The sequence below is a fragment of the Noviherbaspirillum massiliense JC206 genome (assembly GCF_000312045.1).
GTDB lineage: Bacteria > Pseudomonadota > Gammaproteobacteria > Burkholderiales > Burkholderiaceae_D > Noviherbaspirillum > Noviherbaspirillum massiliense.
Map to the genome: position 1 here is coordinate 59,756 of NZ_HE978634.1, position 14,713 is coordinate 74,468.

17 protein-coding genes are annotated in these 14,713 nt (G+C 60.9%); 9 read left to right on the forward strand and 8 right to left on the reverse strand.

The annotated features are described in order from the left end of the window. Window positions 1-69: 69 nt before the first annotated feature. The 4 genes from ubiA to HGHM_RS00315 all read left to right on the forward strand — a co-directional run bounded on the left by ubiA (window position 70) and on the right by HGHM_RS00315 (window position 2,021). Complete coding sequence (gene ubiA / locus HGHM_RS00300) at window positions 70-924, forward strand: 4-hydroxybenzoate octaprenyltransferase (protein ID WP_026075558.1); 855 nt, start codon at window positions 70-72, stop codon at window positions 922-924. 107 nt (window positions 925-1,031) lie between these two features. Then, the gene (locus HGHM_RS00305; protein WP_019139502.1) at window positions 1,032-1,349 is read left to right on the forward strand and encodes a DUF883 family protein; all 318 of its coding nucleotides are present in this window, start codon (window positions 1,032-1,034) and stop codon (window positions 1,347-1,349) included. Between the two features lie 4 nt (window positions 1,350-1,353). After that, on the forward strand, window positions 1,354-1,719 hold the full coding sequence (locus HGHM_RS00310) for a phage holin family protein (protein WP_019139503.1): 366 nt from the start codon (window positions 1,354-1,356) through the stop codon (window positions 1,717-1,719). Next, entirely contained in the window at window positions 1,716-2,021 is a 306-nt protein-coding gene (locus HGHM_RS00315) for a YqjK family protein (protein ID WP_019139504.1), read from the forward strand. The genes HGHM_RS00310 and HGHM_RS00315 overlap by 4 nt, the downstream gene beginning before the upstream one ends. Before the next feature lie 72 nt (window positions 2,022-2,093). On the opposite strand, the gene proC is transcribed toward HGHM_RS00315, so the two are convergent. Then, window positions 2,094-2,918, reverse strand: a complete 825-nt coding sequence (gene proC / locus HGHM_RS00320; RefSeq protein WP_019139505.1) for a pyrroline-5-carboxylate reductase — start codon at window positions 2,916-2,918, stop codon at window positions 2,094-2,096. Beyond that, on the reverse strand, window positions 2,908-3,612 hold the full coding sequence (locus HGHM_RS00325; RefSeq protein ID WP_026075559.1) for a YggS family pyridoxal phosphate-dependent enzyme: 705 nt from the start codon (window positions 3,610-3,612) through the stop codon (window positions 2,908-2,910). Before HGHM_RS00325 ends, proC begins: the two co-directional genes overlap by 11 nt. An 82-nt stretch (window positions 3,613-3,694) precedes the next feature. On the opposite strand from HGHM_RS00325, the gene HGHM_RS00330 reads away from it, so the two are divergent. From HGHM_RS00330 to HGHM_RS00340, 3 genes are all read left to right on the forward strand, one after another. After that, window positions 3,695-4,738: a type IV pilus twitching motility protein PilT gene (locus tag HGHM_RS00330; protein ID WP_019139507.1), complete on the forward strand. Its 1,044-nt coding sequence runs from the start codon at window positions 3,695-3,697 to the stop codon at window positions 4,736-4,738. 254 nt (window positions 4,739-4,992) lie between these two features. Then, window positions 4,993-6,129, forward strand: a complete 1,137-nt coding sequence (locus HGHM_RS00335; protein WP_019139508.1) for a PilT/PilU family type 4a pilus ATPase — start codon at window positions 4,993-4,995, stop codon at window positions 6,127-6,129. Next, window positions 6,126-6,611, forward strand: a complete 486-nt coding sequence (locus HGHM_RS00340) for a glutathione peroxidase (RefSeq protein ID WP_019139509.1) — start codon at window positions 6,126-6,128, stop codon at window positions 6,609-6,611. Before HGHM_RS00335 ends, HGHM_RS00340 begins: the two co-directional genes overlap by 4 nt. A 111-nt stretch (window positions 6,612-6,722) precedes the next feature. On the opposite strand, the gene HGHM_RS00345 is transcribed toward HGHM_RS00340, so the two are convergent. Continuing rightward, window positions 6,723-7,697: a LysR family transcriptional regulator gene (locus HGHM_RS00345; RefSeq protein WP_019139510.1), complete on the reverse strand. Its 975-nt coding sequence runs from the start codon at window positions 7,695-7,697 to the stop codon at window positions 6,723-6,725. Window positions 7,698-7,903: 206 nt separating this feature from the next. Here HGHM_RS00345 and HGHM_RS00350 point away from each other — a divergent pair, with 206 nt between their 5' ends. Beyond that, on the forward strand, window positions 7,904-9,043 hold the full coding sequence (locus HGHM_RS00350; RefSeq protein WP_051155301.1) for an alkene reductase: 1,140 nt from the start codon (window positions 7,904-7,906) through the stop codon (window positions 9,041-9,043). A 147-nt stretch (window positions 9,044-9,190) separates the two neighbouring features. Further along, window positions 9,191-9,517 carry a DMT family transporter gene (locus HGHM_RS00355; RefSeq protein ID WP_026075561.1) on the forward strand — a complete coding sequence of 109 codons (327 nt, stop codon included), beginning with the start codon at window positions 9,191-9,193 and terminating at the stop codon, window positions 9,515-9,517. Window positions 9,518-9,642: 125 nt separating this feature from the next. Here the strand turns inward: HGHM_RS00355 and HGHM_RS00365 are convergent, their stop codons facing one another. The 5 genes from HGHM_RS00365 to HGHM_RS00385 all read right to left on the reverse strand — a co-directional run bounded on the left by HGHM_RS00365 (window position 9,643) and on the right by HGHM_RS00385 (window position 14,622). Beyond that, window positions 9,643-10,368 carry an LrgB family protein gene (locus HGHM_RS00365; RefSeq protein WP_019139514.1) on the reverse strand — a complete coding sequence of 242 codons (726 nt, stop codon included), beginning with the start codon at window positions 10,366-10,368 and terminating at the stop codon, window positions 9,643-9,645. Further along, window positions 10,365-10,697, reverse strand: coding sequence for a CidA/LrgA family protein (locus tag HGHM_RS00370; RefSeq protein WP_026075562.1), 333 nt, complete (start codon window positions 10,695-10,697; stop codon window positions 10,365-10,367). The genes HGHM_RS00365 and HGHM_RS00370 overlap by 4 nt, the downstream gene beginning before the upstream one ends. A 135-nt stretch (window positions 10,698-10,832) precedes the next feature. After that, window positions 10,833-12,062, reverse strand: coding sequence for a glycolate oxidase subunit GlcF (gene glcF / locus HGHM_RS00375; RefSeq protein ID WP_019139516.1), 1,230 nt, complete (start codon window positions 12,060-12,062; stop codon window positions 10,833-10,835). Between the two features lie 2 nt (window positions 12,063-12,064). Continuing rightward, window positions 12,065-13,132, reverse strand: coding sequence for a glycolate oxidase subunit GlcE (gene glcE, locus HGHM_RS00380; protein WP_019139517.1), 1,068 nt, complete (start codon window positions 13,130-13,132; stop codon window positions 12,065-12,067). A gap of 2 nt (window positions 13,133-13,134) precedes the next feature. Next, entirely contained in the window at window positions 13,135-14,622 is a 1,488-nt protein-coding gene (locus HGHM_RS00385; RefSeq protein WP_019139518.1) for an FAD-linked oxidase C-terminal domain-containing protein, read from the reverse strand. Between the last annotated feature and the right edge of the window lie 91 nt (window positions 14,623-14,713).

The window sequence follows — 14,713 nt, forward strand, 5'->3', positions numbered from 1 at the left end:
CACTTTGCATTGCATCTAAAAGCTGTCCGCACATGTGACGGCGAACGCACCATCCTTGTCATCAAGCCCATGAATAGACTGAAACTGTATGCACGACTGGTCCGCATGGACAAGCCGATCGGTATCCTGCTCCTGCTGTGGCCAACCCTGATCGCACTCTGGCTGGCGTCCGACGGCAAGCCGGACTGGAAGCTGGTCCTGATTTTTTCGCTCGGTACGGTGCTGATGCGCTCCGCCGGTTGCGCGATCAACGACTATGCCGACCGTGACTTCGACAAGCATGTCAAACGCACCGCGGAACGTCCGCTCACCAGCGGCAGGATCGCGCCGCGCGAAGCGCTCGCGGTGGCCGCGGTGCTGGCCTTTCTCGCCTTTGCCCTGATCCTTCCGCTCAACGCGCTGACCAAGGAACTGTCGGTCGCGGCAGTGCTGATCGCCGCCAGCTATCCCTACTTCAAGCGCTTCTTCGCCATCCCGCAAGCCTATCTGGGAATTGCATTCGGCTTTGGCATTCCGATGGCATTTGCAGCGGTACAAAACCAGGTGCCGCCGGCGGCATGGCTGCTGCTGCTGGCCAATATCTTCTGGGCAGTGGCCTACGACACCGAGTACGCAATGGTGGACCGCGATGACGATCTGAAAATCGGGATCAAGACATCGGCCATCACCTTCGGCCAATTCGATGTGCTCGCAGTCATGTTTTGTTATGCGGTGACGTTTGCGCTGGTATTCCTGGTCGGATGGCAGTACGGCCTGCGCCTCTGGTTCATTGCCGGCCTGCTGGTCGCGGCCGCCTGTGCCGCGTATCACTACACGCTGATACGCGAGCGTGACCGCGCCGGATGCTTTACGGCCTTCCTTCACAACAACTGGCTGGGTGCGGCGATCTTCGCCGGCGTTGCTCTCGATTACCTGTTCCGCTAGCGGCTTGCATCCATGTCCTGAGGATATAGTTTGATTCGTCGCAAGATACCGGGAAACCTGTTCAATACACTCCAAGATGAACAGTTGAATAACCGGACGGAATACGCATGGATAACATGGGACAGAAATTCGAGACACGCAGCAGGCTGATGGACGACCTGAAGGCGGTGATCAAGGAGGCGGAGGAATTCCTGCGCAACACCGGCTCGCAGGCGGGCGAAGGCTACCAGACTGCCCGCGCGCGGTTCGAATCCACGCTGAGCAATGCCAAGGATGGCTTGTCTTCGCTGCAGAGCCAGGCCATGTCCTCGAGCAAGGACGCCATGGAAGCGGCCGACCAGTATGTCCATACCAATCCCTGGCAGGCAGTTGGTATCGGCGCCCTCGCCGGCCTGATCGTCGGACTGGTCCTCGGACGCAAGTAAGGCCATGGTGCTTGCTGATTCGCTGACGCGGCTGGCGTCCAGCCTGCTCGCGACCATTCAGACCCGCGTGCAGCTCGTTGCCGCCGAAGTGGAAGAGGAATCGCTGCGATATTTCTCTTTCCTGATGCTGTCGCTGGCGGCGATGTTCTGCCTTGGCATAGCCATCGTACTCGGGGTCCTGTTGCTGGTGGTACTGTACTGGGACACCCACCGCGTGGGACTGCTTCTCACCCTGATCGCCTTGTTCGGTCTCGCAACCCTGATCCTGCTCCTGCGGCTGCGCGCGCGCTACCATGCCAAGCCGCGGCTGCTGGGACATACCATGGCAGAACTGTCGCGCGACCGGGAATTGCTGAATCCCCCCGCATGAACGCGCACGCACGCATGCTTGCCCAGCGGCGCCAGCAACTGGTCGCGCTAAGCCGTGCCCAGCGCGCCGACCTGGCAGACCAAATCCAGTCATTGAATCACTCGGCCATCGCCATGGGAATCGGCTTGCGGATTCTCGATCGCGTTCGCAGGCATCCGGAATGGCTGCTCGGTCTCGCGTTCGCACTCGCGGCGATCAAGCCGCGTCGCCTGTCATCCGCCTTGCGCCTGGGTGCCGAAGGCTTGCGCACCTGGCGCAATGTCATGCCCATGCTGCAGAATGCCTTGCTGCGGCGGGAATAAAGCCCGCGCAAGACGGCATACGCCAATAATCTCGCCACTCCATACTTCTCGCAGCCAAGCCGCAATACAGCCTCACTCGCGGCCGAATTCCTCGCCCAGCTCCTTGCCGCGCGCAGCCGCTGCTTTCATGGCCTTGACGATCGCCGCCTTCACCCCGCTCTGTTCCATGCTCGTCAGTGCGGCATAAGTCGTTCCACCCTTGGAAGTCACCTTGTCGCGCAGTGCGGAGACCGGCTCGGTCGAATCGGCTGCGAGCTGGGCGGCACCGACGAAGGTGGCGATCGCGAGCTGCGTCCCCTGCTCTGGGCTCAAGCCCATTTCCTGCGCCGCCTGCTGCATGGCTTCGATGAAATAGAACACATAGGCCGGGCCGCTGCCCGACACTGCGGTCACCGGATCGATCAGCGCCTCGTCATCCAGCCACACTGTCGCACCGACCGCGCGCATGATTGCATCCGCCACGCTGCGCTGCTGCGGCGACACGCCCTGCAGCGCGACCATGCCGGCAATGCCCTTGCCGATCAGTGCCGGCGTATTCGGCATGGTGCGTACGATGGCCGTATGCCCGTTCAACCAGCGCGACAAGTCGGCAGCGCGGATGCCGGCGGCAATCGACAGGATCAGTTGCGATGACAATTGCGGCTGCAGCTGCGCCACCACGTCCTTCATCTGCTGCGGCTTCACTGCAAGCACGATCACGTTGGCTTGCCGCACCGCTGCATCGATCTGCGTGGCCGTCGTGACGCCGAACTGCTGCGCAAGCTTCTGCAGGGAGTCCGGGTTGATGTCGACCACATGGATATTGGCCCCCGCCGTCAGTTTGCCGGCCAGCCCGCCGATCAGGGCCGTGGCCATGTTGCCGCCGCCGATGAAGCAGATTTTCACATCATTTTGCATAGTCTCTTTTTCCAAAAATTGCCGTACCTATTCTGACGATGGTCGCGCCTTCCGCGATCGCCGCCGCGAGATCGGCCGACATGCCCATCGAGAGCGTATCCAGCTTCAGTCCTGACGCGCGCAAGCGTTCGGCCAGCATGCGCAATTCGCGGAACGGCGCGCGCTGTTTTTCTGGATCGGCAACCGGCTCGGGAATCGCCATCAGCCCGCGCAAATTCAGCCGCGGCATGTCGGCAATCCTGCGCGCAAGATTTTCGGCTTCCTCGGCGCTTGCGCCGCTCTTGCTTGCCTCGCCACTGATGTTGACCTGCAAGCATACATTCAATGGCGGCAGGTGCGGCGGCCGCTGTTCCGACAGGCGCAGCGCGATTTTTTCGCGGTCGACGGAATGCACCCAGTCGAAATGCTCCGCGATCGGCCGTGTCTTGTTGCTCTGAATCGGGCCGATGAAATGCCATTCCAGCTGCAGGTCCGGATGCAGGGCGCGGACCGCTTCCATCTTGTCCAGGGCTTCCTGCAGATAGTTTTCCCCGAATGCCATCTGCCCGGATTGCGCGGCCTCGATCACTGCATCCGGCCCGAAAGTTTTCGAGACCGCCAGCAGGTGAATGTCGTGGGGATCGCGCGACATTGCGCGCGCTTCGGCCATGATCCGGTCTCGCACAGCTTGCAAGTTGTAAGAGATTGAAGACATAATCAATTTACTTTAGGCAACACTCTGCCGGTGTTGCTCTTTTCTCATGGCATTTTGCCAGCTCAGGGATTATAGGCTCACTATGGATATTTCCGAACTGCTCGCTTTCTCCGTCAAGAACAAGGCTTCCGACTTGCATCTGTCGGCAGGCCTGCCGCCGATGATCCGCGTGCACGGCGATGTACGGCGCATCAACCTGCCGCCACTGGAACACCAGGATGTGCACGGCATGATCTATGACATCATGAACGACGGGCAGCGCAAGATTTACGAGGAAACCCTGGAATGCGATTTCTCCTTCGCGATTCCCGGCCTCGCACGCTTCCGCGTGAATGCCTTCAACCAGGACCGCGGCGCGGCTGCCGTGCTGCGTACCATTCCCTCCAAGGTCCTGACGCTGGAGCAGCTGAATGCCCCCAAGATCTTCGCCGACCTGGCCCTGAAGCCACGCGGACTGGTGCTGGTGACCGGGCCGACCGGCTCCGGCAAATCGACCACGCTGGCGGCGATGATCAATCACCTGAATGAAACCGAATACGCGCACATCCTCACCGTCGAGGACCCGATTGAATTCGTGCATGAATCGAAGAAGAGCCTGATCAACCAGCGCGAAGTCGGCCCGCATACCATGTCCTTCAACAATGCCTTGCGTTCGGCATTGCGTGAAGACCCGGATGCCATCCTGGTCGGCGAATTGCGCGACCTCGAAACCATCCGCCTTGCGCTGACCGCCGCCGAAACCGGTCACCTGGTGTTCGGCACCCTGCACACATCCTCTGCGGCCAAGACCATCGACCGTATCGTCGACGTGTTCCCGTCGGAGGAAAAGGAAATGGTGCGCGCGATGCTGTCGGAATCGCTGCAGGCGGTGATTTCGCAAACCCTGCTCAAGACCAAGGATGGCTCGGGCCGCGTGGCGGCGCACGAGATCATGCTGGGCACCCCGGCGATCCGCAACCTGATCCGCGAAGCGAAGATCGCCCAGATGTATTCCGCGATCCAGACTGGCGCCAACATCGGCATGCAGACCCTGGACCAGAACCTGACCGACCTGGTCCGCCGCAACGTGATTTCCAACGCAACTGCGCGCGCCGCAGCGAAAACGCCGGAAAATTTCCCGGGATGAGCGCGGGGTTTCACAAAGCATGCTTTACGCCCTGCGAATCCGGGCCGCTTGCAAGTCACGAGCTGGGCCGCTTGTCGGCAGCGCGGGGGCAAGTCGGGGCGGCAGACGGATTGCCATCTGCCGGCGAACCGAAGCAAGCTTTGCACCGCTTGAAGCCGAGCGGCTTGCAAGCCGCGAGGTGGTGGTAGTGTACTGATATCTCTTCTCCCTCGAAGAGCTTGAAGAGGGGAAGCAAAGACTAAGGAAACCCAAACATGGAACGCGATCAGGCGACTAAATTCATGCATGACTTGCTGCGGCTGATGCTCAGCAAGAATGGCTCCGACCTTTTCATCACCGCCGATTTTCCGCCGGCATTCAAGATCGACGGCAAGATGACGCCGGTGTCGAACCAGCCTCTGTCCGCGACGCATACCGTCGAACTCGCGCGCGCCATCATGAATGACAAGCAGTCGGCGGAATTCGAAGCGACCAAGGAATGCAATTTCGCGATCAGCCCCGGCGGCCTGGGGCGCTTCCGTGTCTCCGCCTTCGTGCAGCAGGGACGGGTCGGCATGGTGCTGCGGACCATCACCACCACCATCCCGCGGCTGGAAGACCTGGGCGTGCCGGAAGTGCTGAAGGATGTGGTCATGACCAAGCGCGGCCTGGTGATCATGGTCGGTGCTACCGGTTCCGGCAAATCGACCACGCTGGCCGGCATGATCGGTTACCGCAATGAAAACAGCTACGGTCACATCATCACCATCGAAGACCCGGTGGAATACGTGCATCCGCACAAGAACTGCGTGATCACCCAGCGCGAAGTCGGCGTCGATACCGCCGACTGGAGCGCGGCGCTGAAGAATACGCTGCGCCAGGCGCCGGATGTGATCCTGATCGGCGAAATCCGCGACCGCGAGACCATGGATTACGCGATTGCCTTTGCGGAAACCGGCCACCTGTGCATGGCCACCATGCACGCCAACAGTTCGAACCAGGCGCTGGACCGGATCATCAACTTCTTCCCGGAAGAGCGCCGCGCCCAGCTGTTGATGGATTTGTCGCTGAATCTGAAGGCGATGATTTCGCAGCGGCTGATTCCCGCGAAGAGTGGCAAGGGCCGCTGTGCCGCGGTGGAAGTCATGCTGAACTCCCCCCTGATTTCCGACCTGATCTTCAAGGGCAATGTGCATGAAATCAAGGAAATCATGAAAAAGTCGCGCGAGCTGGGCATGCAGACTTTCGACCAGGCTTTGTTCGATCTGTATGAAGCCGACAAGATTTCCTATGAAGATGCCTTGCGCAATGCCGACTCGGTCAACGACCTGCGCCTGGCGATCAAACTCCATGGAAAAGAGTCCAAGGACAGAGACCTGAGCAAGGGTACCGAACATCTGGGAATCGTATGAACAGCATCTATGACATCCAGGCCCCGAGCCTGACCGGCACGCCGGTCGACCTCGCCAGCTTTCGCGGCAAGGTGCTGCTGATCGTCAATACCGCAAGCAAATGCGGCTTCACGCCGCAGTATCAGGGCCTGGAAGCGCTGTACAAGCAGTTCAAGGACAAGGGCTTCGAAGTGCTGGGCTTTCCTTGCAACCAGTTCGGCCGGCAGGAGCCGGGCACGGCGGACGAGATCGGCACGTTCTGCGAAAGGAATTACGGGGTAAGTTTCCCCATGTTCGCGAAGGTCGACGTCAACGGGGACGGCGCCCATCCGCTGTTCCGCCATCTGAAGAGCGCGGCACCGGGCATCCTGGGCACGCAAGCGATCAAATGGAATTTCACCAAGTTCCTGGTGAAAAAGGATGGCACGGTGTACAAGCGCTATGCGCCGAAAACGCCGCCGCAGGAATTGATCAGCGACATCGAGAGCTTGCTGGCGAAATGATGGGAGCCAAGCGCTTCCTTTCCCCTTGATCGTTCCCTGCCCTGTTCTTCCAATCCGTTTCGTCCATGAGCAGCAAGTCTTCTGCCCGGCCCGCCGGCGGGCATTCCTGAATTATTGGAATCGGCCGCGCCGCGCTGGTTGCTCTGGGCGGTCCGATTCAGTCGTTTCGTAATCGCTCAGCATCTGGGCAATATCAGGATCCCTATCGAACGCGTCGGAAAAGAAATCGACAAAGCTGTTGATTTTCAGGGAAGGCCGGCGTGCGGGCTGGAACACCACATTCAATGGCAAGGGCGGCGGCCGAAAGCGAGTCAGAATCGGCTTCACCCGGCCGGCGCGAATATCATTGCCGTAAATCCAGATCGTTGAATAGCTGATGCCGAGCCCTTCGCATGCGGCCTGGCGGATTGCTTCCGAACTGTTCGATTGGAAATTGCCGTTGACGCGTACCGTGTGCTGCTGGTCCTTGTCGTCGAGATATACCCATTCGTTAATGTTTGCAAGACCGGTATAGACAAGACAGTTATGCTCCAGCAGCTCGTCGGGATGCCGTGGTTCGCCGTATCTTGCCAGATAGTCGGGCGATGCCAGAGTGGCGCGATGGGCAGTGCCGATGCGGCGCGCAATCAGCCGGCTATCCTTCAGTTCGCCGACCCGGAACGCCACGTCGATTCCCGCCGCCACAAGATCGACAAAGCCATCCTCGAGCTGCAGGTCCACCTTGATCTTGGGGTGGCGGTCATAAAACGTCTGCAAGCGCGGCACGATATGCAGGCGACCGAAGGCCACCGGCGCAGCCACACGCAGGCTGCCGCTGATTTCATGTTCGACCTGGTGCACTTCGATGCGCGCCTCTTCCAGCGTATCCAGCACTTGCCGGCAACGCTCGTAGTACAGGTGGCCGGCTTCGGTCAGGGCATGGCTGCGTGTTGAACGTACCAGTAGACGCGCCCCGACCTGCGCCTCCAGCGCCTGTACCTGCTTGCTGATGGCCGATTGCGTCGTGCGTCCTTCCCGCGCTACGGCTGAAAAGTTGCCGGTCTCCACCACCCGCACGAAGGTTTCCATCAAGCGCAATCGGTCCATTTTCCGCTCCATTCCAACCAGGAATAAATACTATCACCCTGAGTGTGTATTCATCTCCGACAGGAATACGCATAATTACACCTTTCGGCTCCGCGATGATGTTACGGCAATGCCCGGTGGATAGCCGGTTGCCTTGCCTTCATCCATCGTGCCGAAGGTTTCAGCTATTGTTCAACAATAAGCATTTTTCCAAAGAACTCGAAAATATGAAGACTTCCTTGCCACAAGAAAATACCAACCCTTCCCGCTCCGCTCTCCCCAAACTGTTTCAACCCGCCCGCATTGGCGACATCGAAGTCGCGAATCGGATCGTCATGGCGCCGCTGACGCGCAGCCGCGCCGACGAAGCCAATGGCGACATTCCGGGCAGCGAAATGAATGTCGAATACTATCGCCAGCGCAGCAATGCGGGACTGATCATCAGCGAGGGCACGCAAGTATCGCCGGCAGGCAAAGGCTATATGGCGACGCCGGGCATTTATTCCGACGCGCAAGTCGAAGGATGGAAACCCATCACGGAAGCGGTGCATGATGCGGGCTCGAAAATCGTTGCCCAGATCTGGCACGTGGGCAGGATTACCCATCCCGATCTCACCGGTGGCGTGCAACCGGTAGCGCCTTCCGCAGTGCAGCCGAAAGCCATTGCCTATACGCACAAGGGCAAAGTCGATATCCCGGTACCGCGCGCACTGAGCGTGGAAGAAATTGCAGCCGTCGTCGATGAATATCGCCGTGGCGCTGCGAATGCCATCCGTGCCGGTTTCGACGGCATGGAAATCCACGGCGCCAATGGCTACCTGATCGATCAGTTCCTGCGCGACGGCGCCAACAAGCGTGATGACCGCTATGGCGGCTCAGTGGAGAATCGCTGCCGCTTCGCGCTTGAAGTGGTGGATGCCGTCATTGCCGAAGTCGGTGCCGGCCGCGTCGGCATTCGCCTGTCTCCCGTGACACCCGCCAACGACCTGTCGGACAGCAACCCTCAGGCAGTCTTCGGCTATCTGATCGAACAGCTGAACAAGCGCGGCATCGCCTTCATCCACTTCATCGAAGGCGCAACCGGCGGGCCGCGCGATGTGCCGGGCTTTGACTTTGCCTGGGCGCGCAAGGCCTTCAACGGTACCTACATCGCCAACAATGGCTATGACCGGGACATGGCGATCGATGCCGTGGAGTCTGGCAGAGCCGACGCGGTTGCATTCGGGCGCCTTTTCATCGCCAATCCGGATCTGGTGCAGCGTCTGCGTGTGAATGCGCCGCTCAACACCCCGAATCCGCAAACCTTCTACACGCCGGGGCCGGCCGGGTACATCGACTATCCGGCTCTGGACAAGAAGGCAGCCTGAGCAGCGCTTCCATCGGTGTTGGAGCAAGGCGGCATGCGCAAGCGCATGCCGCCGCCACGCAGTCTTCGCGATCGGAACGATGCCATCCATCCCTTGTCAGCATCATGGCAAAGGAATGCCGCATGTTTGACCAGACAGGATGATTCGATGAACCCTTGGCTAATGTTGACCGTCGCCATCGCCGCGGAGCTCTGCGCCACCACCGCCCTGAAATTCTCAGACGGCTTCACCAGGCTCGGCCCCTCCTCGCTGGTGGTCGCAGGTTACATAATTTCCTTTTACCTGCTGTCCCAGGTGCTTAAGACGCTGGAAGTGGGGATTGTCTATGCGATCTGGAGCGGCGCAGGGCTGGCGATCATCGCCCTGATCGGAGTGGTTTTCCTTGGTGAATCGGTCAGCCTGTACAAGATCGCCGGATTGATCGCCATTCTCGTCGGCGTGCTGCTCCTTAATCTCGCGGGCACGGCACACTGACGCCTGTCCTGAAGAATGAAGAAGCTTGAAGGCATTCAATCCGACCTGCTTACGCAGCCGGGCAACGGGCATCAGGCAACCGTCCCGATGACTATGCTGTCGCGGACACTCGCCCGGGATGGATGCTAAAACACCCCAAACAGCTTCAATAACAGCGGCAGCAATACCGCGGTCAAGACGCCTGAAATCCCCATCGCCAGTCCGGCGAACGCGCCCATTTCCTCGCTCACCTGGAACGCGCGCGCAGTGCCGATGCCATGCGAAGTCACGCCGAGCGCAAAGCCGCGCACGGCATGGTTCTCGATCTTGAGGAAATTGAAGAGATAGCGGGCAGTGGCCGCTCCCAGCACGCCCGTCAGCATGACCAGCACTGCCGTCAGCGAAGGCAGGCCACCCACCTTCTCGGCGATGCCCATCGCAATCGGCATGGTGACGGATTTGGGTGCGATCGACAGAACGGTCGCCGGCGAGGCGCCCAGCGCCCATGCCACACCCATGGCCGACGCGATCGCAGCCGCACAACCTGCCAGCGCGCTGGCCAGCAAGGCGAACCAGTTGCGCCTGAGCTTGTCGATCTGCTGATAGAGCGGAATCGCCAGCGCGACCGTCGCCGGCCCGAGCAGGAAGTGCACGAATTGTGCGCCGTCGAAATAGGTCCGGTAGGGCGTGTCCGTGAGCACCAGGATCAGGACCAGGATCGCGATGGCGATCGCAACCGGGTTGACCAGGGGATTGAACTTGCTGCGCGCATAAAGCGAATACGCCAGCTGATATGCCACGAGCGTGGCGGTCAGCCACAGCAAGGGCGAAGTCGCAAGATAAACCCAGATCTGGTTGAGGCCGGACGTCATTTCTGCAACCAGCGCAAGACGTAAGCGGTCACCACCAGCGACACCATGGTGCTGATGAGGAGTGCTGCCGCGATCGGCAGCCATTCGGTCGCGACGCGGTGTGCATGCACCATGATGCCCACGCCGGCGGGCACGAACAGCAGTGACAGGTGCTTGAGGAATTCGACCGTAGTGGGCGCCAGCTTTTCCGCCGCGCCACGTTTCACCAGCAGATAGCAGAACAGCAGCAGCATGCCGATCACCGGGCCGGGGATAGGCAGCGAAAGTGCATAGGCCAGACTCTCGCCCAAGGTCTGGAATATGAGCAGGGTGGCGAAGGTATTGATCATGGTTTTGGCATTTGCATGCGCATGAGGGAGATCATGCGATTTTAATACCGTGAAATAGTTGCGGTGCAAAGCATTGCTTTGCACCGCAACCATCCCCGCCGCTTGCAGGCGGCGCGGCGAAGGGAACAACCCGGATCAGGCAGCTGCCAGCGCGCTGTCCACCAACTCGATCCAGTGCCGGACCGGCGTTTCGGTACCCGATTGCAAATGCGTCAGGCAACCGATGTTCGCGGACACGATCATTTCCGGATTGCCCGCCTCCAGGTTGGCCAGCTTGTTGTCGCGCAGCTGGTAAGCCAATGCCGGTTGCAGCACCGAATAGGTTCCGGCCGAGCCACAGCACAGGTGGCTGTCGGCGCACAGTTGCACATCGACGCCGATTGCGCGCAGCAAGCCTTCGACCTTGCCGCGGATCTGCTGGCCATGCTGCAGCGTGCAGGGCGGATGATAGGCTACGCGCCTGGTCACTTTCCCGTCGAGCTTGCGCAGCAGTTCGCTTTCAAATGCGGGCAGGATTTCGCTCAAGTCCTTCGTCAGCGCCGAAATGCGCTTTGCCTTTTCGGCGTAGTGGGGGTCGTCCGCCAGCAGATGGCCGTAATCCTTCACCATCACACCGCAGCCGGAGGCGGTCATCACGATCGCTTCCGCTCCGGCTTCGACATGCGGCCACCATGCATCGATATTGCGGCGCATGTCTTCCAGGCCGCCCGCGTGGTCGTTCATGTGATAGCGGATCCCGCCGCAGCAGCCCGCCTTGGGCGCGACCACCAGTTGCACGCCGAGCGCATCGAGTACGCGTGCCGTGGCGGTATTGATGTTCGGCGCCATCGATGGCTGTACGCAGCCGTCCAGCAGCAGCATCTTGCGCGCATGTTCGGTGCGCGGCCACTTGCCCGCCTGCTGTCTTGCCGGCACCTTGTTGCGCAGGGCTTGCGGCAACAGCGGACGCACCGCCTGTCCCACTTTCATCGCGGGAGAGAACAGCCACTTGCGCGGCAGCGCTTCCTTCAGCACGGTGCGCGAGATGCGCTGCGACAGGGGCCGCGGCACCTGATCCTCGACGATCTTGCGTCCGATGTCGACCAGGCGGCCGTATTGCACGCCGGAAGGACAGGTCGATTCGCAATTGCGGCAAGTCAGGCAGCGATCCAGATGCAGCTGGGTCTTTTCGGTGGCCGGCTTGCCTTCCAGGACCTGCTTCATCAGGTAAATGCGTCCACGTGGTCCGTCGAGTTCGTCGCCGAGCAATTGGTAGGTGGGACAGGTCGCAGTGCAAAAGCCGCAATGCACGCACTTGCGCAGGATGACATCCGCTTCCTTGCCTTCGCGGGTGTCCTTGATGAAATCAGCCAGATTGGTTTGCATGGTTAAAAATCTTGGTACATCCGGCCCGGATTGAAAATGCCGGCCGAATCAAATGCCTTCTTCAAGTTGCGATGAATTTTGGCGACGGCGGGCGCGAGCGGATGGAAGACGCCAACGCTCTTGTCGCCGCCATGGAACAAGGTAGCGTGTCCGCCGACATCCTGTGCAGCCTTGCGGACCGCGGCTGCATCCACCTCGGTTTTCAGCCAGCGCTGGGCGCCGCCCCACTCGATCAGCTGCTCGCCCGGCAAGGCCAGCGGCGGCAAGGTGGAAGGCACCGACAGCCGCCACAGGCTGCTGCCCTCGCCCAGGCTGGTGAAGTAATCATTGCTCTGGTCGCGCAGGCCGGCCCACAGCGGTTCGGCTTGTGTAATTTCTTCGCCGCCCATCTTCTGCTTCGCGGCTTTCAGCGCCGCTTCGGAACCGGACAGGCGCACGATCAGGTGGCCGCCGTGCCAGGCGCTGGCCGAAATCGGCAAGGGCTGGCCGCCCCACTGGTTCAGCTGGCGAATCGCATCGGTCTTGCCCATGGTGAAGCGCAGCGTGGATTCGGCGAAGGGCTTGGGCAGCACCTTCAGCGACACTTCCAGGATCAGGCCGAGCATGCCGAGCGATCCCGCCAGGAGGCGCGACACGTCATAGCCGGCGACATTCTTCATCACCTGCCCGCCGAAATGCAGCACTTCGCCCTTGTCGTTCATCAGGACAGCGCCGAGCACGAAGTCGCGCACTGCCCCCGCTGCCTGCCGGCGCGGGCCGGACAGACCGGCAGCAACCACGCCGCCGATGGTGGAAGCCGCGCCGAAACGCGGCGGTTCGAAAGCCAGCATCTGATTGTGCTGCGCCAGCGTCACCTCGATCTCGGCCAGCGGCGTGCCGCTGCGCGCGGTGATCACCAGCTCGGTCGGATCGTAGGCGACGATGCCGCTGTAGCTTGCCGTATCCAGCACATTCCCTTGCAGGGACTGGCCATACCAGTCCTTGGTGCCACCACCGCGGATGCGCAGGGGCGTCTTGTCGACGCTCGCCGCTAGGATGCGGTCCTTGAATTGTCGCAATGCCTGTTCCATGTTCAAAACCGTGGTAGATCCGCGAACTTCATCTGCCCGCGCTTGATATGCATCTTGCCGTACTCGGCGCAGCGATGCAGGGTGGGGATGGCCTTGTCGGGGTTGAGCACGAATGCGGTGTCGAATGCACGCTTGACCGCAAAGAACGCGTCGCGCTCGAGCGGCGAGAATTGCACGCACATCGAGTTGATCTTTTCGATGCCCACGCCGTGTTCGCCGGTGATGGTGCCGCCGACTTCGACGCACAGTTCGAGGATTTCGGCGCCGAACAATTCGGCACGATGAAATTCGCCTTCCTGGTTGGCATCGAACAGGATCAGCGGATGCAGGTTACCGTCGCCCGCATGGAACACGTTCGCGCAGCGCAAGCCGTACTTGCTTTCCATCTCCGTGATGCGGGTCAGCACGTCCGCCAGCCGCTTGCGGGGGATCGTGCCGTCCATGCAATAGTAGTCGGGCGAAATGCGGCCGGCTGCCGGGAAGGCATTCTTCCGGCCCGACCAGAATTTCAGGCGCTCGACTTCATTCTGCGACACCGCGATCGCGGTCGCGCCCGAAGCCTGCAGCACGTCGGTCATGCGCGCGATTTCCTCTTCAACTTCTTCCGGCGTACCGTCGGATTCGCACAGCAGGATCGCTTCGGCATCGGTATCGTAGCCGGCCTTCACGAAAGGTTCCACCATGCGCGAGGAAGTCTTGTCCATCATCTCCAGCCCGGCCGGGATGATGCCGGCGGCGATCACGTTCGCAACCGCATTCCCGCCTTTGACCACATCGTCGAAGCTGGCCATGATCACGCGCGCCAGCTGCGGCTTGGGCACTAGCTTGACCGTCACTTCCGTCACCACGCCGAGCATACCTTCGGAACCAATGAACACTGCCAGCAGATCCAGTCCGGCCGCGTCGAGCGCCTCGCTGCCGAGTTCGACGATCTCGCCTTCCGAGGTCACCATCCGCACCCGCAGCACGTTGTGCACGGTCAGGCCATATTTCAGGCAGTGCACGCCGCCGGAATTTTCCGCGACGTTGCCGCCGATGCTGCAGGCGATCTGCGAGGAAGGATCGGGCGCGTAATACAGACCGTGCGGCGCCGCGGCCTCGGAGATGGCGAGGTTGCGCACGCCGGGCTGAACTACCGCGGTGCGTGAATACGGGTCGAGCTTCAGAATCCGGTTGAATCTGGCGGTCGACAGCACCACGCCATCGGCAATCGGCATCGCGCCGCCGGACAGGCCGGTACCTGCACCGCGCGGCACGATCGGCACCTGCAGCTCGCGGCAGGTTTTCAGGATGGCGACGACCTGCTGCTCGTTCGAAGGCAACACCACCACCATCGGCAGCTGGCGGTAGGCCGCCAGACCGTCGCATTCATAGGGGCGCGTATCTTCCTCGTTAAAGAGGACGCTGCCTTCGGGCAGGAGCTGCCGCAAGGCGGCAACCACTTGGCGCTGACGCTCCAGGGTAAATCGGTTTTCTACGGGGGCATTCATAAGCAGCCTCTGGGGACTCAATGCTTGCGCCATGCCGACATGGCAATGGAGAACGGAAACTCATGCAGAATAAGGGAATTGTAGGCTCCGG

Excerpts from the sequence above, each read along its gene's own strand:
- HGHM_RS00370 (WP_026075562.1), bottom strand. The coding sequence starts at position 10,697 with ATGATCAATACCTTCGCCACCCTGCTCATATTCCAGACCTTGGGCGAG.
- ubiA (WP_026075558.1), top strand. The coding sequence starts at position 70 with ATGAATAGACTGAAACTGTATGCACGACTGGTCCGCATGGACAAGCCG.
- HGHM_RS00315 (WP_019139504.1), top strand. The coding sequence starts at position 1,716 with ATGAACGCGCACGCACGCATGCTTGCCCAGCGGCGCCAGCAACTGGTC.
- HGHM_RS00330 (WP_019139507.1), top strand. The coding sequence starts at position 3,695 with ATGGATATTTCCGAACTGCTCGCTTTCTCCGTCAAGAACAAGGCTTCC.
- HGHM_RS00335 (WP_019139508.1), top strand. The coding sequence starts at position 4,993 with ATGGAACGCGATCAGGCGACTAAATTCATGCATGACTTGCTGCGGCTG.
- HGHM_RS00345 (WP_019139510.1), bottom strand. The coding sequence starts at position 7,697 with ATGGACCGATTGCGCTTGATGGAAACCTTCGTGCGGGTGGTGGAGACC.
- proC (WP_019139505.1), bottom strand. The coding sequence starts at position 2,918 with ATGCAAAATGATGTGAAAATCTGCTTCATCGGCGGCGGCAACATGGCC.
- HGHM_RS00350 (WP_051155301.1), top strand. The coding sequence starts at position 7,904 with ATGAAGACTTCCTTGCCACAAGAAAATACCAACCCTTCCCGCTCCGCT.
- HGHM_RS00325 (WP_026075559.1), bottom strand. The coding sequence starts at position 3,612 with ATGTCTTCAATCTCTTACAACTTGCAAGCTGTGCGAGACCGGATCATG.
- glcE (WP_019139517.1), bottom strand. The coding sequence starts at position 13,132 with ATGGAACAGGCATTGCGACAATTCAAGGACCGCATCCTAGCGGCGAGC.
- HGHM_RS00365 (WP_019139514.1), bottom strand. The coding sequence starts at position 10,368 with ATGACGTCCGGCCTCAACCAGATCTGGGTTTATCTTGCGACTTCGCCC.
- glcF (WP_019139516.1), bottom strand. The coding sequence starts at position 12,062 with ATGCAAACCAATCTGGCTGATTTCATCAAGGACACCCGCGAAGGCAAG.
- HGHM_RS00385 (WP_019139518.1), bottom strand. The coding sequence starts at position 14,622 with ATGAATGCCCCCGTAGAAAACCGATTTACCCTGGAGCGTCAGCGCCAA.
- HGHM_RS00340 (WP_019139509.1), top strand. The coding sequence starts at position 6,126 with ATGAACAGCATCTATGACATCCAGGCCCCGAGCCTGACCGGCACGCCG.
- HGHM_RS00305 (WP_019139502.1), top strand. The coding sequence starts at position 1,032 with ATGGATAACATGGGACAGAAATTCGAGACACGCAGCAGGCTGATGGAC.
- HGHM_RS00355 (WP_026075561.1), top strand. The coding sequence starts at position 9,191 with ATGAACCCTTGGCTAATGTTGACCGTCGCCATCGCCGCGGAGCTCTGC.
- HGHM_RS00310 (WP_019139503.1), top strand. The coding sequence starts at position 1,354 with ATGGTGCTTGCTGATTCGCTGACGCGGCTGGCGTCCAGCCTGCTCGCG.